At 71.8% G+C, this 24,757-nt stretch carries 24 protein-coding genes; 11 read left to right on the top strand and 13 right to left on the bottom strand.

Features of this window, described 5'->3' with window-relative positions; all coding sequences use genetic code 11:
* Positions 1 to 88 precede the first annotated feature (88 nt).
* Positions 89 to 898, top strand: coding sequence for a helix-turn-helix domain-containing protein (locus ACWCPM_RS22065; protein ID WP_450977938.1), 810 nt, complete (start codon positions 89 to 91; stop codon positions 896 to 898).
* The gene (locus tag ACWCPM_RS22070) at positions 876 to 1,076 is read left to right on the top strand and encodes a DUF397 domain-containing protein (protein WP_450977939.1); all 201 of its coding nucleotides are present in this window, start codon (positions 876 to 878) and stop codon (positions 1,074 to 1,076) included. Before ACWCPM_RS22065 ends, ACWCPM_RS22070 begins: the two co-directional genes overlap by 23 nt.
* Here ACWCPM_RS22070 and ACWCPM_RS22075 read toward each other — a convergent pair.
* The 3 genes from ACWCPM_RS22075 to ACWCPM_RS22085 form a co-directional block, all read right to left on the bottom strand.
* Positions 1,057 to 1,311, bottom strand: a complete 255-nt coding sequence (locus ACWCPM_RS22075; RefSeq protein ID WP_450977940.1) for a hypothetical protein — start codon at positions 1,309 to 1,311, stop codon at positions 1,057 to 1,059. The genes ACWCPM_RS22070 and ACWCPM_RS22075 overlap by 20 nt on opposite strands.
* Positions 1,308 to 1,670 carry a DUF6247 family protein gene (locus tag ACWCPM_RS22080; protein WP_450977941.1) on the bottom strand — a complete coding sequence of 121 codons (363 nt, stop codon included), beginning with the start codon at positions 1,668 to 1,670 and terminating at the stop codon, positions 1,308 to 1,310. Before ACWCPM_RS22080 ends, ACWCPM_RS22075 begins: the two co-directional genes overlap by 4 nt.
* Before the next feature lie 84 nt (positions 1,671 to 1,754).
* Positions 1,755 to 2,741 carry an EamA family transporter gene (locus tag ACWCPM_RS22085; protein ID WP_450977942.1) on the bottom strand — a complete coding sequence of 329 codons (987 nt, stop codon included), beginning with the start codon at positions 2,739 to 2,741 and terminating at the stop codon, positions 1,755 to 1,757.
* Positions 2,742 to 2,938: 197 nt separating this feature from the next.
* On the opposite strand from ACWCPM_RS22085, the gene serC reads away from it, so the two are divergent.
* Positions 2,939 to 4,057, top strand: coding sequence for a phosphoserine transaminase (serC, locus tag ACWCPM_RS22090; protein WP_450977943.1), 1,119 nt, complete (start codon positions 2,939 to 2,941; stop codon positions 4,055 to 4,057).
* A 72-nt stretch (positions 4,058 to 4,129) separates the two neighbouring features.
* Here serC and ACWCPM_RS22095 read toward each other — a convergent pair whose 3' ends face one another.
* Together ACWCPM_RS22095 and ACWCPM_RS22100 are read right to left on the bottom strand one after the other, a co-directional pair.
* The gene (locus ACWCPM_RS22095; RefSeq protein WP_450977944.1) at positions 4,130 to 4,951 is read right to left on the bottom strand and encodes an ABC transporter permease; all 822 of its coding nucleotides are present in this window, start codon (positions 4,949 to 4,951) and stop codon (positions 4,130 to 4,132) included.
* Positions 4,948 to 5,913, bottom strand: coding sequence for an ATP-binding cassette domain-containing protein (locus ACWCPM_RS22100; protein ID WP_450977945.1), 966 nt, complete (start codon positions 5,911 to 5,913; stop codon positions 4,948 to 4,950). The genes ACWCPM_RS22095 and ACWCPM_RS22100 overlap by 4 nt, the downstream gene beginning before the upstream one ends.
* A gap of 90 nt (positions 5,914 to 6,003) precedes the next feature.
* Here ACWCPM_RS22100 and ACWCPM_RS22105 point away from each other — a divergent pair, with 90 nt between their 5' ends.
* On the top strand, positions 6,004 to 6,876 hold the full coding sequence (locus tag ACWCPM_RS22105; RefSeq protein ID WP_450977946.1) for a TetR/AcrR family transcriptional regulator: 873 nt from the start codon (positions 6,004 to 6,006) through the stop codon (positions 6,874 to 6,876).
* Here the strand turns inward: ACWCPM_RS22105 and ACWCPM_RS22110 are convergent.
* Positions 6,873 to 7,856 carry a WD40 repeat domain-containing protein gene (locus tag ACWCPM_RS22110; protein ID WP_450977947.1) on the bottom strand — a complete coding sequence of 328 codons (984 nt, stop codon included), beginning with the start codon at positions 7,854 to 7,856 and terminating at the stop codon, positions 6,873 to 6,875. The two genes, ACWCPM_RS22105 and ACWCPM_RS22110, sit on opposite strands and share 4 nt — an antisense overlap.
* Positions 7,857 to 7,943: 87 nt before the next feature.
* Between ACWCPM_RS22110 and ACWCPM_RS22115 the strand changes: the two genes are divergently transcribed.
* From ACWCPM_RS22115 to ACWCPM_RS22125, 3 genes are all read left to right on the top strand, one after another.
* On the top strand, positions 7,944 to 8,618 hold the full coding sequence (locus ACWCPM_RS22115) for an SGNH/GDSL hydrolase family protein (RefSeq protein ID WP_450977948.1): 675 nt from the start codon (positions 7,944 to 7,946) through the stop codon (positions 8,616 to 8,618).
* A 231-nt stretch (positions 8,619 to 8,849) separates the two neighbouring features.
* The gene (locus tag ACWCPM_RS22120; protein WP_450977949.1) at positions 8,850 to 9,167 is read left to right on the top strand and encodes a hypothetical protein; all 318 of its coding nucleotides are present in this window, start codon (positions 8,850 to 8,852) and stop codon (positions 9,165 to 9,167) included.
* Between the two features lie 44 nt (positions 9,168 to 9,211).
* Positions 9,212 to 10,201: an aldo/keto reductase gene (locus ACWCPM_RS22125; RefSeq protein ID WP_450977950.1), complete on the top strand. Its 990-nt coding sequence runs from the start codon at positions 9,212 to 9,214 to the stop codon at positions 10,199 to 10,201.
* Between the two features lie 479 nt (positions 10,202 to 10,680).
* On the opposite strand, the gene thpR is transcribed toward ACWCPM_RS22125, so the two are convergent.
* From thpR to ACWCPM_RS22140, 3 genes are all read right to left on the bottom strand, one after another.
* Positions 10,681 to 11,253, bottom strand: coding sequence for an RNA 2',3'-cyclic phosphodiesterase (gene thpR / locus ACWCPM_RS22130; RefSeq protein ID WP_450977951.1), 573 nt, complete (start codon positions 11,251 to 11,253; stop codon positions 10,681 to 10,683).
* Between the two features lie 200 nt (positions 11,254 to 11,453).
* A complete protein-coding gene (locus ACWCPM_RS22135) occupies positions 11,454 to 12,839 on the bottom strand; it encodes an MFS transporter (RefSeq protein WP_450977952.1) in 1,386 nt (461 codons plus the stop codon).
* A gap of 26 nt (positions 12,840 to 12,865) precedes the next feature.
* A complete protein-coding gene (locus ACWCPM_RS22140; RefSeq protein ID WP_450977953.1) occupies positions 12,866 to 13,303 on the bottom strand; it encodes a MarR family winged helix-turn-helix transcriptional regulator in 438 nt (145 codons plus the stop codon).
* A 148-nt stretch (positions 13,304 to 13,451) separates the two neighbouring features.
* Here ACWCPM_RS22140 and ACWCPM_RS22145 point away from each other — a divergent pair, with 148 nt between their 5' ends.
* The gene (locus tag ACWCPM_RS22145) at positions 13,452 to 13,640 is read left to right on the top strand and encodes a ribbon-helix-helix protein, CopG family (protein ID WP_450978030.1); all 189 of its coding nucleotides are present in this window, start codon (positions 13,452 to 13,454) and stop codon (positions 13,638 to 13,640) included.
* Here the strand turns inward: ACWCPM_RS22145 and ACWCPM_RS22150 are convergent.
* On the bottom strand, positions 13,633 to 15,084 hold the full coding sequence (locus ACWCPM_RS22150) for an NCS2 family permease (protein ID WP_450977954.1): 1,452 nt from the start codon (positions 15,082 to 15,084) through the stop codon (positions 13,633 to 13,635). The two genes, ACWCPM_RS22145 and ACWCPM_RS22150, sit on opposite strands and share 8 nt — an antisense overlap.
* A 163-nt stretch (positions 15,085 to 15,247) precedes the next feature.
* On the opposite strand from ACWCPM_RS22150, the gene ACWCPM_RS22155 reads away from it, so the two are divergent.
* From ACWCPM_RS22155 to ACWCPM_RS22165, 3 genes are all read left to right on the top strand, one after another.
* Positions 15,248 to 15,538, top strand: a complete 291-nt coding sequence (locus ACWCPM_RS22155; RefSeq protein ID WP_450977955.1) for a DUF2530 domain-containing protein — start codon at positions 15,248 to 15,250, stop codon at positions 15,536 to 15,538.
* A 355-nt stretch (positions 15,539 to 15,893) separates the two neighbouring features.
* The gene (locus tag ACWCPM_RS22160) at positions 15,894 to 16,751 is read left to right on the top strand and encodes a class I SAM-dependent methyltransferase (RefSeq protein WP_450977956.1); all 858 of its coding nucleotides are present in this window, start codon (positions 15,894 to 15,896) and stop codon (positions 16,749 to 16,751) included.
* 121 nt (positions 16,752 to 16,872) lie between these two features.
* Positions 16,873 to 19,266: an HAD-IC family P-type ATPase gene (locus tag ACWCPM_RS22165; protein WP_450977957.1), complete on the top strand. Its 2,394-nt coding sequence runs from the start codon at positions 16,873 to 16,875 to the stop codon at positions 19,264 to 19,266.
* Between the two features lie 2 nt (positions 19,267 to 19,268).
* Here the strand turns inward: ACWCPM_RS22165 and ACWCPM_RS22170 are convergent, their stop codons facing one another.
* The 3 genes from ACWCPM_RS22170 to ACWCPM_RS22180 all read right to left on the bottom strand — a co-directional run bounded on the left by ACWCPM_RS22170 (position 19,269) and on the right by ACWCPM_RS22180 (position 24,508).
* Positions 19,269 to 20,171 carry a hypothetical protein gene (locus tag ACWCPM_RS22170; RefSeq protein WP_450977958.1) on the bottom strand — a complete coding sequence of 301 codons (903 nt, stop codon included), beginning with the start codon at positions 20,169 to 20,171 and terminating at the stop codon, positions 19,269 to 19,271.
* A gap of 165 nt (positions 20,172 to 20,336) precedes the next feature.
* Positions 20,337 to 21,209 carry a calcium-binding protein gene (locus ACWCPM_RS22175; RefSeq protein ID WP_450977959.1) on the bottom strand — a complete coding sequence of 291 codons (873 nt, stop codon included), beginning with the start codon at positions 21,207 to 21,209 and terminating at the stop codon, positions 20,337 to 20,339.
* Positions 21,210 to 21,382: 173 nt separating this feature from the next.
* A complete protein-coding gene (locus ACWCPM_RS22180) occupies positions 21,383 to 24,508 on the bottom strand; it encodes a sacsin N-terminal ATP-binding-like domain-containing protein (protein ID WP_450977960.1) in 3,126 nt (1,041 codons plus the stop codon).
* Between the last annotated feature and the right edge of the window lie 249 nt (positions 24,509 to 24,757).

The raw sequence follows: 24,757 nt of genomic DNA on the forward strand, positions 1-24,757 counted from the left end.
CGACGCCGGTACGTGTCGGTATGGCTACTCTCAGCTATGGGAGGTGGTCGGCTTGCGGAGTCGCGAACTGGACGCGGGTGCGTCGCCGTTGGACTACTACGGCTACGAGCTGCGCCGCTGCCGGGAGGCGGCGGGGCTGACGCTGGCGCAGCTCGGGTCGGTCGTGTTCTGCACGGGATCACTGATCGGCCAGATCGAGACGGCGGCGAGGGTCCCCCAACGGGACTTCTCGGAACGGGTGGACGCCGCGCTGGGGACGGACGGGTTGTTCTCGCGGCTGGTGGGGTTGGTGCTGCGCAGCCAGCTGCCGGGGTGGTTCCAGCCGTATGCGGAGATGGAGGGGAGGGCGGCGTATATCTCGACCTATCAGTGCCAGTTGGTCTACGGGTTGTTGCAGACGAAGGCCTATGCGCGAGCCGTGTTGGCCGTCGAGCACGGGAAGCGGCTCGATGAGATGGTGGCGGCACGGTTGGACCGGCAGCGCGCTCTGGAACGTGAGCATCCGCCCGTGCTGTGGGTCGTGCTGGACGAGGCGGTACTCCATCGCGAGATCGGCGGTCCCATGGTGATGCGAGACCAGCTCGGTCACTTGTTGGACCTCTTCGGCCAGCCATGGCTGGAGATCCAGGTGCTGCCCTTCTCCGCGGGCGAGCACACCGGCATGATGGGCTCGTTCAATCTCCTCCGGTTCGACAGCGATCCGGACCTGTACTACAGCGAGAGCTACGACCAAGGGCACATGACGGCCAATCCGCAAGTGATCAGGGAGCGTTCGGTCGGTTACGCTCGTTTGCAGGCCGAAGCGCTCTCACCGAGAGACTCAGCCACTCTGATCGCCCGCGTAATGGAGGAACGCTATGGGGAGCAGCCTGAACGTGACGCGAGCACGGTGGCGTAAGTCGTCCTACAGCGGCAGCAGCGGCGGCGACTGCGTCGAGGTCGCCGAACTGGCCGCCCACATAGCCGTCCGCGACTCCAAGAACCCCGCCCACGGCACCCTCACCTTCAGCGCGGGCGCATTCAGCGCCTTTGTCGCGGCGGCCTCGCAAGGAGGCATCACAGCGGATCGGGCGTGACCTGCCAGATGGTGACGGCTTCCGAGCGCGGCGTGATCATGTAGACGAAGAAGCCGCCGACGAACGCATGCCTCGTCCCTTCATCCGTACCCTGCCACGTAGCGCCGTGCAGGTGGAGCGCCTCGGCTGCGCGAACCAGTTCGTCGGCCTTCTTCTCGACCTCCGCCAGGAAGCCCGGCGGCGCACCGGCCGCGACGGTCTCCTCGTCGGGGACGTATTCCCAGCTCCAGCTCACTCCCCCGACACCGCCGCCGCGGCGTCCCGGTAGATCTCGGCTGCTACAGCCAGGTGTTCGCGGGCCTCCTCCAGCGAGGCGGCGAGCTGCGCGAGATACTCGGCGCGGTGATAGTCCTTCGCCGTCCGAGGATGGCGCTCGATCTCGATCAGAGCCGACCAGTGGCGGAGGCAGGCGTGGACGGGGGCGAGTGAACCGTGTTGCACCGCTTCCGTGAGAGCCGAGTCCTTCGCCTGGTCGTACGCGGGCAGAAGCTGTGGGGCCACCACGGCGCACGCCGCCCGCAGGGCATCCGGCGTCCGCTCCGGGCGGGGGATCAGTGGCCCGTCACCGGCTGCCTCGGTGTGCCGCACGCTCATGCTGACGTTCCCTTCGCGTCCCCGGCGCATCGCCGGTCACGAATCCGACTCTAGCCCCCGAGGTCCCCGACGCGACCCCGTTCCTCACGAAGGCGTCGCCGTGACCGGACGCTTGCGGCGGCCGACCTGGGTGCGTACCGCGCCCATGCTCGCCGCGATGACCAGGGCGATGGCCGCGGCCTCCATGGCGGTCAGGGCCTGGTTCAGGACCAGGAAGCCGGCCGTCGCGGCGATGGCGGGCTCCAGGCTCATGAGGATGGCGAACGTCGGGGCGGGCAGGCGGCGCAGGGCGAGGAGTTCGAGGGTGTAGGGCAGGACGGAGGACAGCAGGGCGACGGCCGCGCCGAGGGCGAGGATCTCCGGGTCCAGCAGCTTCGTGCCCGACTCGGCGATGCCCAGCGGCAGGAACAGCACCGCCGCCACCACCATGGCCAGTGCCAGCCCGTCGGCCTGCGGGAAGCGGCGGCCCGTACGCGCGCTGAAGAGGATGTACGCCGCCCACATCGCGCCCGCGCCCAGCGCGAACGCCACGCCGACCGGGTCGAGGGTGTCGAAGGTCCCGCCTCCGAGCAGGAAGACACCGGCCAGGGCGAGACCCGCCCAGACGAGGTTGACCGCGCGGCGGGAGGCGATCACGGAGAGGGCCAGCGGGCCGAGCACCTCAAGGGTGACCGCCGGGCCGAGCGGGATGCGGTCCACGGCCTGGTAGAAGAGGCCGTTCATCGCGCCCATGGTGATACCGAAGACGACGACCGTGCCCCAGTCGGTGCGGGAGTGCCCGCGCAGCCTCGGCCGGCACACCAGCATCAGCACGATCGCCGCCACCGCGAGCCGCAGCGTCACGATGCCGAGCGCCCCGGCCCGCGGCATCAGGCTGACCGCGAGGGCGCCGCCGAACTGCACGGAGAGCCCGCCCGCCAGCACCAGGCCGACGGGACCGAGGGAGCCGAGGGAACCGGGAGAGCCACCGAAGCGGCCGCCCCGCCGCCCCTGGACCGGCGAGGGCGCACCCGGCGCGGTCGGAGCGGACGGCGATGTCGCCGGGGAGGAGGTGGTGCTGGGGGTACTCACGGCGACCTTCCAAGGGACGAGCGAATCCAGGGGCGGTCATCTTGCTGTACTTACCGGTCCAGGGTAAGGGACCGAGTCAGGCGTCTGAACCCGCTTTGCTGCTGTCCACTGTGCCCTCCTTCACCGGCCGCGCGAAACGCCGTCTCATCCGACGGACGACGCTTCGGACAGGTTTCCCCAGCGGCTAGTCTCGCCTCGTGGCTGAGATCCGGATTCCCTCTGACATCAAGCCCGCGGACGGTCGTTTCGGCGCGGGCCCCTCCAAGGTGCGGACGGAGGCGCTGGACGCCCTCGCCGCGACCGGCACGTCCCTCCTCGGCACCTCCCACCGGCAGGCACCGGTCAAGAACCTGGTCGGCTCGGTGCGTGAGGGCATCCGCGAGCTGTTCCAGCTCCCCGACGGCTACGAGGTGGTCCTCGGCAACGGCGGCTCCACCGCGTTCTGGGACATCGCGACGCACGGACTGATCGAGAACAGGTCGCAGCACCTGTCCTTCGGCGAGTTCAGCTCCAAGTTCGCCAAGGCGGCCAAGCTCGCCCCCTGGCTGGCCGAGCCGGACGTCATCTCCGCCGACCCGGGCACGCATCCCGAGCCGAAGGCCGCCGCGGGTGTGGACGTCTACGCGTTCACCCACAACGAGACCTCGACCGGCGTCGCCATGCCCATCAGGCGGGTGGCCGGCGCCGACGAGGGCGCGCTCGTCCTCGTGGACGCGACGAGCGGCGCGGGCGGCCTCCCCGTCGACATCTCCGAGACGGACGTCTACTACTTCGCCCCGCAGAAGTCCTTCGCCTCCGACGGCGGCCTGTGGATCGGCGTCTTCTCCCCCGCCGCCATCGAGCGCGCCGAGCGGGTCCACGCGTCCGGACGGCACGTGCCGGAGTTCTTCAGCCTGCCCACCGCGATCGACAACTCCCGCAAGAACCAGACGTACAACACCCCGGCGCTCGCCACCCTCTTCCTGCTGAACCAGCAGCTGGAGTGGCTCAACGGGCAGGGCGGTCTGGACTGGGCGGTGCGGCGGACGGCGACCTCCGCGCGCACGCTGTACGGCTGGGCCGAGGACATCAAGTACGCCAACCCGTTCGTCGCCGACCCGGCCAAGCGCTCGCAGGTCATCGGCACGATCGACTTCACCGACGAGGTGGACGCGGCGGCCGTCGCCAAGGTGCTGCGCGCCAACGGCGTCGTCGACACCGAGCCGTACCGCAAGCTCGGCCGCAACCAGCTCCGGGTCGCGATGTTCCCGGCGATCGACCCGGCGGACGTCGAGGCACTGACGAAGTGCGTCGACTACGTGATCGAGCAGCTTTAGCCGCTCGACGGCGGCGGACGGAGGAAGGGCCCGGAGCGTCGGTCGCTCCGGGCCCTTCCCGTGTCCGGCGGCCTAACGGCTCAGCTTCCGGAAGCGGCGCACCGCGAGCGGCAGGAAGATCAGGGTCAGCACCGCCGGCCATACGCCCGCCATGAGCAGCGCGTGCTGCTCGATCCAGGAGTCGCCCCCGCCGACCGGCGTCCCGAACAGCTCACGGGTCGCCGCGGCCGTCGAGGAGATGGGGTTCCACGCGGCCACCCAGCCCAGCCAGTCGGGCATCAGCTGCGGGGCGACGAAGATGCTGGAGATCATCGTCAGCGGGAAGGCCACCGCGAACAGCCCGCCCGCGGCCTCCGGGTTGGGCACGAGCAGGCCGAGCCACACGCCGATCCAGATCAGCGCGAACCGCAGCCACAGCAGCAGTCCGAACGCGGCGAGGAAGCCCAGGCCGCCGTCCGGCCGCCAGCCCATGGCGAGCGCGGTCAGCATCATGATGGCCAACTCCGCGCAGGCCACCAGCAGATCGGTCACCCCGCGCCCGGCGACCACGGCCGAGGAGGCCATCGGCATCGAGCGGAACCGGTCGATGACGCCCTTGGTCGCGTCGTACACCACGACCGTGGCGGTGTTGATGAAGCCGAACGCCATCGTCATCACGAACATGCCCGGCATCAGGAAGTCCTTGTAGTCCCCGCCGCCGGGGACCTGCATGGCGCTGCCGAAGACGTAGCCGTAGAGCAGGACGGAGAGGATCGGGAAGCCGAGCTGCCAGGCGATGTTGACGGGCTGGCGCCGGTAGTGCGTCAGGCCGCGGCGGACGATGTTCCAGCAGTCGGCGAGCAGCCAGTACGTCCGCCCGTGGGTGGCCGGGCCGGTCAGGTCGACGGCGCTCATGCGGCGGGCTCCTTCGTCTCCGTGCGGTGTCCGGTCAGGCGCAGGAACACGTCGTCGAGGCTCGGCCTGCGCAGCCCGATGTCCTCGACCCGGATGCCCTCGTCCTGGAGCGTGCGGGCGACCTCCGTCAGAGCGGTGACCCGGTCGGCGACAGCCGCGTGGACCCGCAGCTCGCTCTCGTCCGTCTCCGGTTCGCCGTCGGAGACCCGGGCGACCACCTTCACCGCCCGCGCGATGTTGGAGCGCTCGGCGACCACGACCTCGATCCGGTCGCCGCCGATCCGGTTCTTCAGCCCGTCCGGGGTGTCGTCGGCGATGGCGCGCCCCTGGTCGATGACGGTGACACGGGAGGCCAGTTTGTCGGCCTCCTCCAGGTACTGGGTGGTCAGCAGCACGGTCGTGCCTCCCGCGACCAGCTCGCGCACCGACTCCCAGACCTCGCCGCGGCTGCGCGGGTCCAGTCCCGTCGTCGGCTCGTCGAGGAAGAGGACCGCCGGGGCCAGGATCATCGACGCGGCGAGGTCGAGGCGGCGCCGCATGCCGCCGCTGTAGTCGCCGACGCCCTTGTCCCCGGCGTCGGTCAGGTCGAACTGCTCCAGCAGCTCGACGGCGCGCAGCCTGGCCCGCTTCCCGCCCAGATGGAACAGCCGGCCGAACATCTCCAGGTTCTGGCGGCCGGTGAGCACCTCGTCCACCGCCGCGTACTGCCCGGTGAGCCCGATCCGGGCCCGCACCTGGCGCGCCTGCCGCGCCACGTCGAGTCCGGCCACGGTGGCACGTCCGCCGTCCGGCCGCAGCAGCGTGGACAGGATGCGGACGGCGGTGGTCTTGCCCGCGCCGTTCGGGCCGAGCAGGCCGTGCACGCTGCCCTCACGCACGGTCAGGTCGAAGCCGTCCAGGGCGCGCTTCTCGCCGTAGCGCTTCTCCAGGCCCTCGGCCCGTACGGCGTACCCGTCACTCATGGGTCCCCCTTCTCCTTTTAACTGGGTACAGCGTACCCGATTGCGCGTACAGCGTACCCAGTTTTGTTCCCGGCACCTAGACTGAGCCCCATGACGAGCGGCAAGGGCGGCACCGATACCAGCGGCAGCGGCGACATCCAGCGGACCCTGGAACTGCTGTGGGACACCGGCCGGCGGCCCAGTCGCGGACCCAAGCCGGGTCTGACGCTCGACCGGATCGTGGAAGCCGCCGTCCGGGTCGCGGACGCGGAGGGCCTGGAGGCCGTGTCGATGAGGCGCGTCGCCGCCGAGCTGGGCACCGGCGCGATGTCGCTGTACCGCTACGTCCCCGGCAAGGGCGAGCTGCTCGATCTGATGCTGGACCGCGTGCAGCGCCCCTCCGACGACCCGGCCGGCCCCGGCGACGGCGGCTGGCGCGGCGCCCTGGCGGCACTGGGCCGCGCCACCCTCGACCTCTACCGCCGCCACCCCTGGCTGCTGCAGGTCAACCAGTCACGCCCGATCCTCGGCCCCGCCGCCATCGACGGCATGGAGAAGGTCCTCACCCGCATCCGCCCGATGGGCCTGCCGGACCGCGAACTGGTCTCGGTGATCATCCTCGTCGACTCCTACGTCATCGGCGCCGCGCGCACCCAGGTGCACCACCAGGAGGCCGAGCGCCGGACGGGCCTGACGGACACCGAGTTCTGGGAGGCGCAGGTGCCGGTCCTGGAGAAGGTCATGGCCAGCGGCCGCTACCCGGTCATGGCGTCCCTGGACGAGAACACCTGGAGCCCCGACTTCGACCACTTCGAGTTCGGGCTGCAGCGGATTCTGGACGGCCTGGAAGCGGTCGTCGCCGAGCGCCGGGCCTCGACAGACTCGACGGACACGGCGGGCTCCCCGGACGCGACGGACTCCCCGGACACGGCGCGCTCCCCAGACGCGACAGACTCCCCGGACGCGGCGGGCTCCCCGGGCTAGCGTCGGCGCCGCAGTCGGCCCAGGCCGAGGATCAGGGCGCAGGCCACGGCCACCGCGAGGGCCCCGCCGCCCACCGAGAGACCGCCGTCCTCACTCTCCCCGGCGGCCGAACCGCCGCCCTTCGAAGGGGACTTGCCGGCTCCGTCCGACGCGGGCGCACCGGGCGCGTCCATGGGCTCCACCGTGCTGTCGGCGCCCTCGTTGCCGAACATGACCTTCGTCCCGTCGGCGGTGTACGTCACCGACTCGCCCTGCCCCAGCGACGGCACGCCGAGCCGCCCGGTGCGCTTGATGCGGCCGCCGTTCCAGTCGTAGGCGAGCGAACCGAAGTAGCTGCGGACGACGAGCCGTTCGCCGTCCGGGGAGAGCGCCGCGTCGGTGGCCTCCAGGTCGGGGACGGCGGCGACGGGCTCGAAGACGTTGGTACCGGACGAGGACAGCTTCGCCGGCCCCTCGTACAGGTGCCCGCCCGCCTCGTTCTTGTCGATGATGTAGGCCCGCCCGGTCCTCGGGTGCACGACGAGGGACTCGGCGTCGCGCGCCCCGTCGGAGTACGTGACGACGTACTGCGTGGCCCGCACCGTCAGGTCCTTCAGCTCCTTGGGCTCGGGGAGCCGGTAGATCCACACGTGGTCCCAGGCGCCGCCGAGGTTGTCGCCGATGTCGCCCACGAAGATCTGGTCGTCGGGCCCGATGGAGACGGCCTCGACGTCACGGGGGCGGCCGACACCGGTCAGGGTGAGGGTGGCGACGGTCTCGCCGGTCGCGCCGTCCACGGCGTACAGGTAGGCGCCGTCGTCGCTGTCGTTGTGCGTCCAGTAGACGCCGGGGTGCTGACGGGACGCGGCGAGGCCGCTGGACTCGGTGATGCGGGGGTCCTTGATCGTGAACCCCTCGTCCCCGTCGGCCGCGGAGGCGGTCGGCACGGCGAGGGCGCCCACGAGGAGGGCAGCGGCGAGGGGGGCGAGGGATCGGCGCATGCGCCAAGAGTGCCATCCCGCAAGGCATTTCACCGGGGTGGTGGGCCTCACACCCCGCCCGCGTCGCCGATCGTCCATCATGAGCGGATGCTCAGGTTCATGCCCGTAGGCGATTCCATGACCATCGGCAGCACGGGCGAACACACCTGGCGCCACCGGATGTGGCGACACCTGTGCGAGACGTACGGCGGCCCCTTCGCCCTCGTCGGCCCGCGCGAGACGCTGTACGACAAGACCGCCGAGGCTCCGGAGTCGTACGCCTACGCCGATCCCGACTTCCCCCGGGGCCACCTGGCCGGCTGGGGCGAGGGCTGGCTGCACATGGCCCCGCTGATCGGCCCGGCGGTGCGCGAGTGCCGCGCCGACGTGCTGCTGATCTCGCTGGGCCTGATCGACCTGGGCTTCTACACCGACGCCGGGCAGACGGCCGAGAACGTCCACGCCTTCGTCGCCGCCGCGCGCGAGGCGAACCCGCGCGTCCGCATGGTCGTCCTCCCCGTGATCCCGAACGTGCGCTGCGCCTCGGACGCCCCCTTCGCCGAGCAGGTCGCCGCCTTCAACGAGCTCCTCGCGAAAGCGGTCGCCGACCTCGACGAGCCGCGCTCGCCGCTGCTGCTGGCGACGCCACCGGCGTCGTACGACATCCACACCGACACCTACGACGGCACCCACCCGAACGAGAGCGGCGAGCACAAGATCGCCGCGGCGTTCGCGGAGGCGCTGTACCAGGGCTGGGGGCTGGGCGCCGACTACGAGGGCTGACCGGCGACGGAGATTGCGGGCAACTCCCGCACCGTTTCCTCGCGTTGGACGTGCGTCGCCGACCCGTCCACGACGGTGAGCACATCGACGCCGCCGTGCGGACGCGGGCCCCCGAGGACGGCCGAACCGCGCGGAAGTCGTACCAGGATGTCGGTCGGCGCGGCAGGAACGCGATGTTCCTCCGTCGTCCGCTCACGTCAGGCAGCCGTCTCCCGGTACGCTTGCCTGCCCATGAGCGCGATACGACTGTGGAAAGGCGTCCGCCGGGCGGACGGGCCGCTCGCGGTCGCCGTCGGGGTGGTGAACCCGCTGCTGTGCTGCGGGTTCCTGCTGATGATGCTCGGTGGTGCGCTGGGGTCCGAGATCACCACCGGCGAACAGGAGAACGCGGCCGAGGCGCTCACCTTCCGGTTCTTCGGCTGGTGGCTGGCGGGCGGCCTGCTGCTGTTCGCCGTCCTCGCCCTGTGGCGCACCCTGCTCACCCACCTCGCCACGCTGGCGCTCACCCCGACCGTCGTGCTCGGCCTCGCGGTGCTCGTCTCGCGCTGACAGGTGCTTGCCTGGAGCGCACTTCACGTCGTTGGCTGGGCACCATGAAGTACACGCAGCTCGGACGCACCGGACTCAAGGTCAGCCGTCTCGTTCTCGGCACGATGAACTTCGGTCCGCAGACGGACGAACCGACCAGCCACGGCATCATGGACGCCGCTCTCGACGCGGGTCTCAACTTTCTGGACACGGCCAACGTCTACGGGTGGGGTGAGAACAAGGGCCGCACCGAGGAGATCGTCGGCAGCTGGTTCGCCCAGGGTGGCGGGCGGCGCGACAGGACGGTCCTCGCCACCAAGGTGTACGGGAACATGGCGGCCGACGGGGACGCCTGGCCCAACCACGACAAGCTCTCCGCGGTGAACATCCGCCGGGCCGTCGACGCCTCCCTCAGGCGGCTGGGGACCGACTACATCGACCTCTACCAGTTCCATCACATCGACCGGTCGACGCCGTTCGAGGAGATCTGGCAGGCCGTCGACGTCCTGGTGCGACAGGGCAAGATCCTCTACGCGGGGTCGAGCAACTTCCCCGGCTACAAGATCGCCCAGGCCAACGAGACCGCCGCCCGGCACGGCCGCGTGGGCCTGGTCAGCGAGCAGTGCCTCTACAACCTCGCCGAGCGCCGCGCCGAGATGGAGGTCATCCCGGCGGCGCAGGACTACGGCCTCGGTGTCATCCCCTGGTCCCCGCTGCACGGAGGACTGCTGGGCGGCGTCCTCAAGAAGGAGGCCACACAGGGGCGCCGCGCGGGTGGCCGCGCCGCCGACGCGCTCAAGGACACCAGGACGCGCGAGCAGGTCCAGGCGTACGAGGACCTCCTCGACAAGCACGGCCTGGAGCCCGGTGAAGTGGCGCTCGCCTGGCTGCTGAGCCGTCCCGGCGTCACCGGCCCGATCGTCGGCCCGCGCACCCCCGAGCAGCTCGACTCCGCCCTGCGGGCCGTCGACCTGGACCTGCCGGAGGACCTGCTGACCGGCCTCGACGACATCTTCCCGGGCCCGGGCCCGTCCCCGGAGGCCTTCGCCTGGTAACCCATGAAGAGCCCCACCAGCGACCCTCGCCCCGACCACGCCTCAGGGGCGCGGGTCGCTGCGCGGGAAGCCACGACCACCTCACCCCCGACGGGACGACCACCCCCAGGGGCGCGGGAAACCGCGGGACCAGCCACCCACAGCAGACAGCACCTGACACCCGACGGGACGACCACCCCTCAGGGACGCGGGAAACTGCGCGACCAGCCACCCACAGCCCGCAGCCGCCCCACAGCAGACAGCACCCCACACCCGACGGGACGACCACCCCTCAGGGACGCGGGAAACTGCGCGACCAGCCACCCACGCACCCGCACCCGCCCCACAGCCCGCACCCCCAGCCCCCTGGGCGCCCTGGCGCCCGCGCCAACCGCCGCGCGCGCCTATCTGACGGCCGAGGCCAAGGCAACCACCGCGAACATCAGTACAAGCGCGCCGGCCATGATCCGGTTCCGGGTTTTCGGGTCCACGTACCGAGACTAACCGGCCGCGCCGAGCGCCCGGCGGGCGACCACCTCGTAGCGCGGCTCCTCACCCCGCACCCCGGACCGCGGCAGATTGCTCCGCACCAGGACCAGCTCGTCCACCGTCCACGTCCGGCTCGTGAACCCGTCCAGCGCCTCCAGGCACGCCCGCACGTCCGTGGCCTCCCGGCTGCGCGCCAACGTGAGATGGGGCTTGTACCGCCGGTGCTCCCCCATCTCCACCCCCGCCCTGCGCGCCGCGGCCTCCGTCCGCTCGGCCAGCAGCCGCAGCGTCGCGAGGTCCCCCTCCGCCCCGGCCCACAGCGCCCGCCCCTGCCCGAACTGCCCCCCGCCCCGCACGGCCAGCGCGAACGCCGGCGTGCGCCGCGCCGCCCGCCCGAGCCGCTCCGTCAGTTCCGGCAGCAGGTCCTCGTGGACCTCGCCGTAGAAGGCGAGGGTGAAGTGCCATCCGGGGCGGCCGGTCCAGCGCAGCCCGTCCGCACCGGGCAACCCCTTCAGGCCGGCGACCTCGGAGGCCAGTTCCTCGGCGACGTCCACGGGCGGCAGCAGGGCGGCGAAGAGTCTCATGGGGCCAGTGTGCGGGTACGCCTCCACACGTCCGGACGTGTCCCGGTCACCGTGCGTATCGTTGTACCGCGCGGCTGCGCTCGGGTGAGCGGCGGCCGAGGAGGAGCGCCACGACGAGATCGACCTGACCGGCACGGTCGTCGACCTCGTCCTCAAGACCGGCGAGTTCCCCCGCGACTGACCTCGCGCCCCGCCTCCGCTCACGCCACCGCGGCCAGTTCCTCCCGCCGCTCACGAGGGACGAAACGAACCCTCGGATGGCCCTGGTGCCAGCCCACCGACAGCCGCAGTCCGCCCACGCGGGCCAGGACCAGCCCGATGGCCGTGGCGGCCAGGGCCGCGACCGCGCCGCCGGCGGCCAGGCCGACCCGCGCGCCGTAGGTGTCCGTGATCCAGCCGACGAGCGGGGCGCCGACCGGCGAACCCCCCAGGAAGACCATCATGTAGAGGGCCATGACGCGGCCCCGCATCGCCGGGTCGGTGGCCATCTGGATGCCGGTGTTGGCGGTGACGTTGACCGTCATGCCGAAGACCCCGATCGGGATCATCAGCAGGGCGAAGAGCCACAGCGACGGCGTCACGGCGGCCACGATCTCCACCGCGCCGAAGGCCAGCGCCGCCACCGCCAGCAGCCGCATCCGGGCCGTGCCCCGGCGCGCCGCGAGCAGCGCTCCGGTCACCGAGCCGACCGCCATCAAGGTGTTGAACAGGCTGTACGTGCCCGCGCCCGCGTGGAAGACCTCGTCCGCGAAGGCCGAGAGGTAGACCGGGAAGTTGAAGGCGAACGTCCCGATGAAGCCGACCAGGACGATCGGCCAGACCAGCTCGGGGCGCCCCGCGACGTACTTCAGTCCCTCCCGCAGCTGTCCCTTGCCGCGCGGTGCGCGCCGCACGGGGTGCAGTTCGCGTCCGCGCATCAGCATCAGGCCGGCGAGCGGGGCGACGTAGGACAGGCCGTTGAAGAGGAACGCCCAGCCGGTGCCCACCCCGGTGATCAGCAGGCCGGCGACGGCGGGGCCGACCATGCGGGCGGACTGGAAGTTCGCGGAGTTGAGGCTGACGGCGTTCTGGAGCTGGTCGGGGCCGACCATCTCGCTCACGAAGGACTGGCGGGCCGGGTTGTCGAGGACGGCGGCGAGACCGACCGCGAAGGCGGCGACGTACACGTGCCAGACCTCGACCCGGCCGGTCAGGGTCAGGGCGGCGAGAGCCAGGCCGGTCAACGCCATCGCCGTCTGGGTGGCCATCAGCGTGGGGCGCTTGGGGAGCCGGTCGACGAGGACGCCGCCGTAGAGGCCGAAGAACAGCATCGGCAGGAACTGGAGCGCCGTCGTGAAGCCGACGGCGGTCGCGGAGCCGGTGAGGCTGAGGACCAGCCAGTCCTGTGCGATGCGCTGCATCCAGGTGCCGGTGTTGGAGACGACCTGGCCGAGGAAGTAGAGGCGGTAGTTGCGGACCTTGAGCGAGCTGAACATCGAGGACCTACGGGTGTCCCCGGTCGCGAGGTCCGGCGGACCGGGGACGGGCCGGGTGTCGTGGGTGGTCGTCGGTGCGGGGGCGGAATCTGCTCCGGATCCCGTACTCAAAGGGTTCGCCTCCTCCGGCGGTGCGGTCAAAGATGCGCGAGCTTCTCCAGCACGGGGGCGGCGGCGCGCAGTTTCGCCCACTCGTCCTCGTCGAGGCCCTCGGCCAGCGTCGCCAGGAACGCGTTCCGCTTGCGGCGGCTCTCCTCGAGCATGGCCTCGGCCCGCTCCGTCTGCGTGACGACCTTCTGGCGCCGGTCCTCGGGGTGCGGCTCCAGCCTGACCAGTCCCTTGGCCTCCAGCAGCGCCACGATGCGGGTCATGGAAGGCGGCTGCACATGCTCCTTCCGGGCGAGTTCGCCCGGCGTGGCGGTGCCACAGCGTGCCAGGGTGCCCAGGACCGACATCTCGGTCGGGCTCAGCGACTCGTCGACCCGTTGGTGCTTGAGCCGACGGGACAGTCGCATCACGGCGGAGCGCAGGGAGTTCACGGCGGCTACGTCGTCGCCATGGGTAAGGTCCGGCATGTTCCTTAGCCTAACTCATTACCCTCGCTAAGAAAAACTCGGGACACGCGGGGTAGCGCGTGAGGCGCGCCACGAAACCCCAGCTTCACCCATAAGAGTGATCCGGCCGCGGAACATGACACACCGCCCGGCGGCGCCCCCGACCCTCATGCACATGGGGACCAGTGTGCTCAGCCTGCGAATAGACGGTGAGCTGCTCGAACGTCTGCGGCACCGGGCGGCGAAACGCGGAATGAGCGTCCAGGACTATGTCGTCCGGACGCTCATTCGCGATGACTTCGACGAGCGGTTCCAGGCCGCCGTCGAGGAGACGGAGAGGTTCTACGGGGTCACGTGAGGCCCAGCGCCGGCATCAGGTAGTAGAAGGCGAAGACCGCCGCCACGGCGTACATCGCCACCGGGACCTCCCGGCCCCGGCCCGCCGCCAGACGCAGCACCACGAAGGTGATGAAGCCCATCCCGATGCCGTTGGTGATCGAGTAGGTGAACGGCATCATCAGCATCGTCACGAAGGCCGGGACGGCGATCGTGTAGTCCGCCCAGTCGATCTCCTGGATCGAGCCGGCCAGGATCAGGAAGCCGACCGCGACCAGCGCGGGCGTGGCCGCCTGCGACGGGACCATGGTGGCGACGGGCGTCAGGAACAGCGCGACGGCGAACAGCCCACCCGTCACCAGGTTCGCGAAGCCGGTACGGGCGCCCTCGCCGACGCCCGCCGTCGACTCCACGAAGCAGGTGTTGGCCGAGGAGGAGCCGGCGCCGCCCGCGGCGACGGCGATGCCGTCGACGAACAGGACCTTGTTGATGCCCGGCATCTGGCCCTCGGCGTCGGTCAGCTTGGCCTCGTCGCTGACGGCCATGATCGTGCCCATCGCGTCGAAGAAGCACGAGAGCAGGACCGTGAAGACGAACAGGGTGCCGGTCAGCACCCCGACCTTGCCGAAGCCGCCGAACAGGCTGACCTGGCCGAGCAGGCCGAAGTCGGGGGTGGCCAGGGGGTTGCCGGGCCAGGTGGGCGTGGTCAGGCCCCAGGACGGGATGTCGGCGATCGCGTTGACGATCACAGCGAGCACGGTCATCGCCACGATGGAGATCAGGATCGCGCCCGAGACCTTCCGCACGATCAGCGCCAGCGTCAGCAGCACCCCGAGCACGAAGATCAGCACCGGCCAGCCGTCGAGGTGACCGGTGGCACCGAGCTGGAGCGGGACGACGGTCTGGGCGGCGTCCGGGATACGGGCGACGAAGCCCGCGTCGACGAGACCGATCAGCATGATGAAGAGGCCGATACCGATCGCGATGGCCTTGCGCAGTCCATAGGGGACCGCGTTCATCACGCGCTCACGCAGACCGGTCGCGACCAGCAGCATCACCACGAAACCGGCCAGGACCACCATGCCCATGGCGTCCGGCCAGGACATCCGCGGGGCGAGCTGGAGGGCGACGACGGAGTTCACCCCGAGTCCCGCGGCCAGCGCGATCGGCACGTTGCCGATGACACCCATGAGCAGAGTGGTGAACGCAGCGGTCACCGCGGTGGCGGTCACCAGCTGGGCGTTGTCGAGCTGGTTGCCGTACATGTCCTTCGCGCTGCCCAGGATGATCGGGTTCAGCACGACGATGTAGGCCATCGCGAAGAAGGTGGCGAAACCGCCCCGGACCTCACGGGCGAGCGTGCTGCCGCGTTCCGAGATCCTGAAGTAGCGGTCGAGGGCGCCGTACGCGGGCGCGCCGCCCGGCTGCTCGGGCGCGGGTGCCTTGGGGGAGGCCGAGGTGGGCATTTGTACTTTCCTACGAACAGAACCGGGCAAAGGTAAACGGTTTCAGTATGAACATATGAAGGTCGAAGTGCCATCTCCGCGCGTAGACCGATGCGCCGCCGCCGGTCGGCCCCCACGCCCCCGCCCCGCCCGGCCCCGCCCGGGAGCCTCGTAAGCTGTCCCCATGGCGAAGTGGACCCCCAAGCACGAGGCGCCGGAGCCCCTGGAGGGCCCCGTGGTCGGCACGATCATCGGCGGCACGATCGTCTGGTTCGCCCTCTTCCTCGTCCAGCTGCCCTTCTACGGCTGGTTCGACGAGCACGGCCACACCTGGTGGCTGTGGACCTGCCTGGCCGGCGGCGGCCTGGGCTTCCTCGGCATCTGGTACGTCCGCCGACGTGACGCGGCCATCAAGCGGGCCCAGGCCCCCGAGCCGGCGCAGGCCGACCACTCCCGGGCGACCCCGACGGACTGAAGCCCCCGCCGGACTCCACCCCTGCGGCCCGCCGGACCGAGCCCCCGGCGGACCTCCACCCCGCGCCCCTGCCGGACCGAGCCCCCGCCCGACCCGACGCCCCGCGGCCCCGACGGACTGAAGCCCCCGGCAGACCTCCACCCCGCGCCTGCGCCCGACCACCGCCCAGCGCCCTCGCCCGACCCGACGCCCTGCGGCCCGGCGGACCGAGCCCCCGTCCGACCCGACGCCCGGTGCGAGCCCGGCCAGGGCTCCAGCGGTCGTCGCGGCGCCCTCCTCGTGCCACGCTGAGGGGCGTGGGCCGAACGTCGCGGCGACGCGCAGTGCCGTGGCCGAACCGGTGAGGAGCACAGCCATGGCGCAGCAGACCGGCACCGCCGAGGCCGACCGGGCACTGAAGGCCAAGCACCGCGCGATCTGGGCCTCGGGCGACTATCCCTCCGTCGCCGCCGAGCTCATCCCGGAACTGGGACCGCTGCTGGTCGAGGCGTGCGGGGTGCGGCCCGGCGACCGGGTCCTGGACGTCGGCGCGGGCACCGGCAACGCGGCGATCCCGGCGGCGCTGGCCGGCGCGGACGTGGTGGCCGCCGATCTGACGCCCGAACTGCTGGAGACCGGACGCCGGAAGGCCGCCGGGGCCGGCGTCGACCTGAGGTGGCGGGAGGCCGACGCCGAGGCACTGCCCTTCGCCGACGCCGACTTCGACACCGTGCTGTCCTGCGTCGGCGTCATGTTCGCCCCGCACCACCAGGCCGCCGCCGACGAACTGGTCCGGGTCTGCCGCCCCGGCGGCACCATCGGTCTGCTGAGCTGGACACCCGAGGGCTTCCTGGGACGGATGCTCACCGCGCTGAAGCCGTACGCCCCGCCGCCACCGCCCGGTGCGCGACCGGCCCCGCTGTGGGGAGACCCCGATCATGTGCGGGCCCTCCTCGGTGACCGGGTGACGGACGTGACCGCCGTCCGCCGGACGGTCGTGGTCGACCGCTTCGAGACCCCCGAGGGCTTCCGGGACTACTTCAAGGAGCGCTACGGCCCCGTCATCGCCGTCTACCGGGCCAACGCGGAGCGACCGGAACGCGTCGCCGCCCTCGACCGCGACCTGGCGGAGCTCGCCCGGCGGCACGACCGGGCGGCGGCCGGCGCACCCACCGCCATGGAGTGGGAGTACCTGCTGTTCACCGCACGGCGAAGCGCGGACACATCCCCGTAGGACCCCCGTAGGGCCCCGGTACGACCGCCGTACGACCACGGCACCATGACGGTCCTCCGCAGGTCGGATCTTCCGCGCACTCGGCGGGTGAAGCCGTAGCTCCGCACGTACTGTCGGATGCATGACGCACATCGACGCGGGCGCCGGTCTCGACCCCGTGCACCCCTTGCGCGTGCCCGCCCGCACGGGCGGACTGACCGCCGCCGAGGTCGCCGAGCGGGTCGCGCGCGGGCAGGTCAACGACGTGCCGGTGCGCAGCAGCCGGTCGATGGCCGACATCGTCCGCGCCAACGTCCTCACCCGGTTCAACGCCATCATCGGCGTGCTCTGGGCGATCATGCTGGTCGTCGCGCCGATCCAGGACAGCCTGTTCGGCTTCGTCATCCTCGCCAACACCGGCATCGGCATCCTCCAGGAGTGGCGCGCGAAGAAGACCCTGGACTCCCTGGCCCTGATCGGCGAGGTGCGGCCGACCGTGCGGCGGGGCGGGGTGGCGGGCGAGGTCGGCACGGCGGAGATCGTGCTGGACGACCTGATCGAGATCGGGCCGGGCGACAAGGTGGTGGTCGACGGGGCGTGCGTCGAGGCCGACGGGCTGGAGATCGACGAGTCGCTCCTCACCGGCGAGGCCGACCCGGTCGTCAAGCGGCCCGGGGACGAGGTCATGTCGGGCAGTTTCGTGGTCGCCGGGACCGGGGCGTTCCAGGCGACCAAGGTCGGGCGGGAGGCGTACGCGGCGCAGCTCGCCGAGGAGGCGTCCCGGTTCACCCTCGTCCAGTCCGAGCTGCGCTCGGGCATCTCCACGATCCTCAAGTACGTGACGTGGATGATGGTGCCGACCGCCATCGGCCTGATCATCAGCCAGCTGGTGGTGAAGGAGACCGACTTCAAGGACTCCGTCGCCCGCACGGTCGGCGGGATCGTGCCCATGGTCCCCGAGGGACTGGTGCTGCTCACCTCCGTCGCCTTCGCGATCGGCGTGATCCGGCTCGGCCGCAAGCACTGCCTGGTCCAGGAACTGCCCGCGATCGAGGGGCTCGCCCGCGTCGACACGGTCTGCCTCGACAAGACCGGCACCCTCACCGAGGGCGGCATGGACGTCACCGAGCTGCGCACCCTGGGCGGCAACGACGAGGCCTACGTACGGCAGGTGCTCGGTGCGCTGGGCGAGTCCGACCCGCGCCCCAACTCCTCCCTCCAGGCGATCATCGACGCCTATCCCGACAGCGTGGACTGGCGATGCGTCGAGGCGCTGCCGTTCTCCTCCGCCCGCAAGTACAGCGGCGCCGCCTTCAGCGAGGGCGACGGCGAGTCCAGCTCGTGGCTCCTCGGCGCCCCCGACGTCCTGCTCGGCGAGGACGACGCCACCCTCGCCGAGACCGACCGGCTCAACGAACGGGGCCTGCGGGTGCTGCTGCTGGCCCGTGTCTCGGGCGAGCTGGACTCCCCCGAGATCGCCCGGGACGCCAGGCCCGCCGCCCTCGTCGTGCTCGAACAGCGGCTGCGTCCCGACGCCGCCGACACCCTGCGCTACTTCGCCGACCAGGACGTCGCCGCCAAGGTCATCTCCGGCGACAACGCGGTCTCGGTCGGGGCGGTCGCCGGCAAGCTGGGGCTGACCGGTGCGACGGTGGACGCGCGCCGGCTGCCCGCCGGCCGGGAGGAGATGGCCGGAGCACTGGACGAGGGCACGGTGTTCGGGCGGGTCACCCCGCAGCAGAAGCGGGACATGGTCGGGGCGCTCCAGTCCCGCGGGCACACGGTCGCGATGACCGGCGACGGTGTGAACGACGTGCTCGCCCTGAAGGACGCCGACATCGGGGTCGCGATGGGCTCGGGCTCGGAGGCGACGCGGGCGGTCGCGCAGATCGTGCTGCTGAACAACAGCTTCGCCACGCTGCCGTCGGTGGTGGCGGAGGGCCGCCGCGTCATCGGCAACATCACGCGCGTGGCGACCCTGTTCCTGGTCAAGACGGTGTACTCGGTGCTGCTGGCGATCCTGGTGGTGTGCTGGCAGGTCGAGTACCCGTTCCTGCCGCGCCATCTGACGCTGCTGTCCACGCTGACGATCGGTGTCCCGGCCTTCTTCCTGGCCCTCGCGCCCAACAAGGAACGCGCGAGGGCGAACTTCGTGCGGCGGGTGATGCGGTACGCGATCCCGGGCGGGGTGCTGGCAGCGGTGGCGACGTTCGCGACGTATCTGATCGCCCAGCGGTACTACACCGGGCCGGACGCGCTGGCCGCCGAGACCAGCGCCGCGACGCTGACGCTGTTCCTGATCGCGATGTGGGTGCTCGCGATCGTCGCCCGGCCGTACACGTGGTGGCGGGTCGCCCTGGTGGCCACGATGGGCGCGCTGTTCGTGGTGGTGCTGGTGGTGCCCTGGTTGCAGGACTTCTTCGCGCTGCGGCTGGTGGGCCAGACGGTGCCGTGGATCGCGGTGGGGATGGCCGCGGGTGCGGCGGTCGCCCTGGAGGTTCTCTGGAGGTGGGTCGACCGCCGCTTCCCCGCTTAGCGCTACTGCACGTCGACGTAGTCGCCGCTCGCGTTGACCGCCGGGACGGACGTCTTGCCCTTGAACGTGAAGCGGTAGTAGCCGTCCGCGGACGCCGTGACCGTCGTCCGCAGCTCGCCCTTGCTGTTGGTCTTGACGCCCTTGACGTTGGAGTACGTCGTGACGTCCTTCTTGCGGTACTGCAGGGCCACCGACTGGTTCACGTAGCCGAGGTACTTGCCGGTCTCCCAGTTGGCGATGCTGAGCTTGCCGGTGACGGTGAGGGGCTTGCCCTTCTTCACCGGCTCGGGGGTGGCGTCGACGGTGAGGGTGGAGGCACGCTGGATCAGTGTGGTCCCGAGGTCGCCCTTCTCGGCGTAGCCGACCTTGGTGACGTCGAAGTCGAAGCCCTCCGGGTCCTGGCCGTTGTACGCGATCGCCGCGGCCGCGCCCTTCCAGGTGCCCGCGTCGGAGTTGAGCAGGTCCGCGCGCGGATAGAAATCGACCTTGCCGGTGCAGATGGCGGTCGTCGCGGTGTCGACCGCGCAGGTGGCCGGCTTGACGCCGGCGAGGACGACGCTCGTCGGGGCGGTCAGCGAGCCTCGGTAGAGGAGCGGGCCGGTGACGAAGTCGGCAGCCCTGACGTCGATGTCCGCGGCGTGGGTCATCTTGTAGGTGACCGTGGTGGAGTAGTGCGTCCCCGAGCCGAGCTTGACCGCCTTGGCGATCTTGAAGTCCGAGAAGGTGACGTCCATGTCGTACGGCTGGCCGGGGGCGCGGTCGCCCTTGTGCGCGGCCTGGCTGATCTTCGCGAACGCCTCGCGGTGGTCGAGGCCGTCACCCCCGGCGGCGTGCACGGCCGGCACGGCGAGGGTGGAGAGGGCCAGGGCGCCGGTGACTGCGGCGACAGTGGCTCGTATGCGCATGCGTTCCCCAGTGGTCGCAAGTGATCTCGGAGCCTGTTGGCTCTCCTGATCAGATAGACGACCGGGGCGAACGGTTGCCCTCGTGGGGGAAGTTGGGGGATTTCGTGGAGAAACGAGTCCGCGCCCGGCCCCGGACGGCTTCCGGGGCCGGGCGCGGACCGTCGCTCACTTCACGTCGACGTAGTCACCCGCGACGCTGGCGGGCGCGGTGCTCGCGATGCCCGAGTAGTTGTAGCGCCAGTAACCGTCGTAGGACGCCTTGTAGGTGGTCTTCAGCGCGCCGCCGGTGGCGGACGTGATGCCCTTCACGTTGGCGTACGACGTGGGGCCGGACTTGCGGAACTGGAGGGCCACCTTCTGGCCGCTGAAGCCCACGTACTTACGGGTCGCCCAGTCCGCACGGGTCAGCTTGCCGGTGACGGTGAGGGTGCCGCCCTTCTTCACGGGCTCCGGCGCGGCGTTGACCGTGAGCACCGAGGCGCGCTGGACCTTGTGGGTCTTGTAGAAGTCGGTGTAGAAGACCTCGCCGTCGTTGGACGCCACACCGACGGAGACATGCCAGGTGCCGGCCAGGATGTTGGCGTACAGCTTGCCCACCGGGTCGCCCTCGGACCCGGGCGTGGCGGTGATGGTGAGCTTGCAGGTCGACGTCGTGGCGCTGCTGGCCGTGCAGGAGGCGAACTCCTCGTTCGGCGGGAGATAGCCGTCGATGTCGAACTCGGGGTCGGTGCCGTGCCACAGGTCCATGTAGGCGTCCGCGATGCCGGTCGGGTGGCTGGCCGTCACGGACACGTCGAACTTCTTGGCGCTGGTGCCGACGACCAGGTTCTTGGCGGAGTTCACCGTCACCGCGGTGATGGTCGGCGCCGCCAGCACGCCGGTGCGGTCGGTCGACTTGGCGGGAGACACACCGAAGCGCTCGGCGACGCTGGGCCGGTCCAGCTCGGTCTGGTGAGAATCGGCCTGCGCGATCGGCGCGGCCAGGGCGGACAGGGCCAGGGCGCCGGTGACGGCGGCCACGGTGGCTCGTATACGCATGCGTTCCCCATGGAGGAGAGGGGCCTCGCTGCCCTTCGTTCCGTACGGCTCGTGAGCGCGGCGAGGCCCAAGTGATCGTGGAGTCTGTTGACTCACGCGATCAGACCCGCCATGGGGGCGGATGGTTGTACGACGGGTGAGGAAAATGCGAGGCGATCTTCACGGGGCGCGATTCAGTCGAACCACCGGTCCCGGGCGAGTTCCTCCGTGCGGGTCGGGTCCTCCAGGAGGGCCGCCACCTCGAAGCGGCGCGGCCACTGGCCCGCCGCCCAGGACAGGCCCGCCGCGACACCCTCCAGGGTCGCCGCGTGCAGGACGCCGTCGGTGGTGACGCGCCAGTCGATCTCCACGCCGTCGACCACGAGTTCGTCGTGCTCGACGTAGGAGGACGGGGTCCGCGGGCCGAGGAGCACCCGAACCGGTTCGGGTACGTCGTGCTCCGTGCCCTGCGAGTCGGCCTCACCGGTGACGGACTCGCTCAGCCGCCGCACCTGGAACAGCTCCGCCAGCTCGGCCGCCCGCACCGGCGGCACCGGCAGCAGGGGCACGCCCTCGGTGAAGGGCAGCAGATCGGGCGAGTCCACGACGACCGCGCGGGTCGCTTCCACGACCTCGACCCGCCCGTCGACGACGGCGCGCAGATCGTCCGGCAGGGTCACCTGCTCGGGGTCCAGCTCGGCCAGCGCCCCGTACAGGGCGTGCAGTTGGGCTCCGGTGACCGTCCGCTCGGGGTCGGCGAGCCGGTCCAGCAGCTCGGCGCCGCCGCCGGGTTCCTCCAGGAGGGCCGCCACCGAGGTGCGCACGCCCAGCGCCCGGAGCACCTGCTCGTCGTCGAACCCGGTCGCGTCGGCCTCGTCGTACAGGCCGCGCAGCAGCGGGTCGCCGCCCGAGGCGAGCAGGCCCGCCGGACGGCGCCCGTCGAGCACCGGGTGCCCCCGCAACCACCAGGCCGTGTAGGGCCGTACGACCTCATGGGTGCCGTCGGGCAGCAGGATCCGCACCGGCTGGGTGAGCGCGTCCCGCAGCGGCGGCTGCGCGAGCAGCGCCAGGGCCTGCGGCCACTTGTCGTCGTCCACGAGGTCCAGGTCCCGCACCGCGACCAGCTCGGTGGCGACCGGCGGCACCGGGGAGTCGGGGAAGCGGTCGAGGATGTCCTCGCACCAGACGTCCACCGCGTCCAGCAGCCCGGCGTCGTCCGGCTCGGCGTACTCCCCCTCGCGGGGCTCCAGTTCGTCCGGGTCGAGGACGACGTCCGTGCTGCGTACGAGGGTGAAGTTGACCAGCACCCCGCACGCGGCCAGCGGCTGCTCACCGAAACGCTCGGCGAACTCCGCGTCCACGTAGGCGAGTTCCTCCTCGCGCATGACCTGCGCGAAGGGGCTGCCCGGGAAGACCAGCTCACCGGCCGGCACCGGCTCCCCCTCCTCGTCGGGGAGGGCGAGGGCGCCGAGCCACGGCTCGTCGCCCGGTTCGAGACCGGCGTCGCGGACCAGCGTGAGGACGGTCTCCGCCAGTTCCTCGGCGTCCGGCGCGTCCTCCTCCCAGGAGAGCGCGCCCTCGTCGTCGAGCGAGGCCGCGACGGCGGCACGCACCTGCGGGGTGGTGAGGACCGCGCGGGGTGTCGCGGGCAGCGCGCCGAGCTTCTCCAGAAGCGGGTGCGCGGCGTCCGGGTGGGCGACCTTGAGGCCGAGCCGGGTGAGGGTCTCGGGTTCGACGCTGACCGCGCCGGGGGTGGGCAGCAGCACCTGCCGGGGCCCGATGGTCGTCCGGCCGTCGGCCAGCGGCACGGGCAGGCCGGTGAGCCGGTCGGGGTCGACGCCCGCGAGGCTGTCGTACAGCCGCCGCCACCAGCCGGGCTCCTTCTCCAGCCCGGCCAGCCGGTCGACGGCGTCGGTCAGCCGGACCCGGGCGACCCCCAGCGTCCGCAGCTCCACCCGGCGTTCCAGACCGGCGGGCAGCAGGGTGGGCAGCACCTCGGCCAGCACCCGCACGGTGTCGGCGCCCGCGCCCTCGACGACCTCGGCGTCGCGCGGCCGGAGCGACTCGGGCAGGTCCTCGTCGGGCTCCGCGGCGGCCGGGGTCAGCGCCGGGGGGAGGAACGACGTACGCGGCAGCCGCTCCAGGACGGCCTGGCGCAGGGCCCCGTCCAGCTCGCCCTTGCCCAGCGGCCCGGGCACGAGGTCGATGATCCCCTCGCTCACCGGCCGCCACGCGGCGAGCAGTTCGGCGTAGACCTCGGCGGCCCTCCCGACCAGGAAGTCGGTCAGCGGACCGGGGGCGGCGTGCCGCCGGGTGGTGTCCAGCGGGAACGAGGCGATGAGCAGCGCGGGCACACCGAGGGGCTCGTCGCTGGGGGTGGGGGCGTGCACGACGGGGCTCGTGCGCGGACGGGCGGGGGTGCCGTCGTCGTCCACGGGCACGGCCCAGGTGACCGACCAGTGCGGGCGCAGCCGCTCCTCGACCGGACGGTCGGCGAGCAGTTCGGGCGTGAGCGGGCCGTGCGCGGCGGCCGTGCGCCACCGGCTGGTGCCGTCCCGCGAGTCCTCCACGACGGTCAGGGCGCCCTCCGCGCGGCGGCGCAGGGTGCGGGGCGCGTCGTCGCCGGTCTCGACGACGACCTCCTCCAGACCCGGCAGGGAGAGCAGCAGGGAGTCGTCGACGGCGTGCAGGAGGCGCTCGGCGAGACCGGCGGCGGCCGTGTCACGCAACGGGAGGATGACCACGGTGTCGTACGGGTCGGGGGCGGTGCCCTCGGCGGCGAACGGCAGCCGGAGCAGCGGCACGTGACCGTCCCGGCGCCGGATCTCGTCGCCCAGTCCGGGGCTGTGCCGGGCCGTCTCGGCGGCGAGGTCGCGGGCCTCGGCGAGGGACCAGCGCACCCCGCCGTGCCGGCCGACGACCGCGGGCTCGTCGGTGACCGCGAGGACGGCCGCGAAACCGACGCCGAACCGGCCGATCGAGGGGGTGTCCCGCTTGGCGGAGGCCCTCAGGGTGGACAGCGACTCGACTCCCGCCGCGTCCAGCGGGGCGCCGGTGTTGGCGGCGACGAGGACGCCGTCCCGCAGCGTGAGACGGAGCTTGCCCGGAACGCCGGCGCGGGCCGCCGCGTCGGCGGCGTTCTGCGCCAGCTCGACGACGAGCCGGTCCCGGTAGCCGCCGAGGACGAGGTCCTCCTCGGCGTTGGCGTCCTCCCGGAAACGGGCCGGGCTGGTGGCCCACGCGTCCAGCACTCCGCGCCGCAGCCGGGCGGTCCCGAACGGGTCGGCACCCTCGGCAGCCGGCCGCACGAACTTGCTCACGTTGACTCTCCTCATCGCCGTGAGGAGAAGGTATCGCGCCCGACCGACACCGCAGACCGGCACGACCACCGGCCGGACTCCCGGCCCGTCCGACGCTCGACGCCCAAGGCCGAGGACTGAGCGGGCGCAGGCCGAGAGGCGACGGGGCGCAGCTCCTGGACCGAGCGGGCGCAGGCCGAGAGGCGACCGGGCTCCGGGGGCGCGGCCCTCGTCCGGCTCCGACGCTCGACACCGAAAGCCGACGGCGAC

This window comes from Streptomyces sp. NPDC002309 (assembly GCF_053593375.1).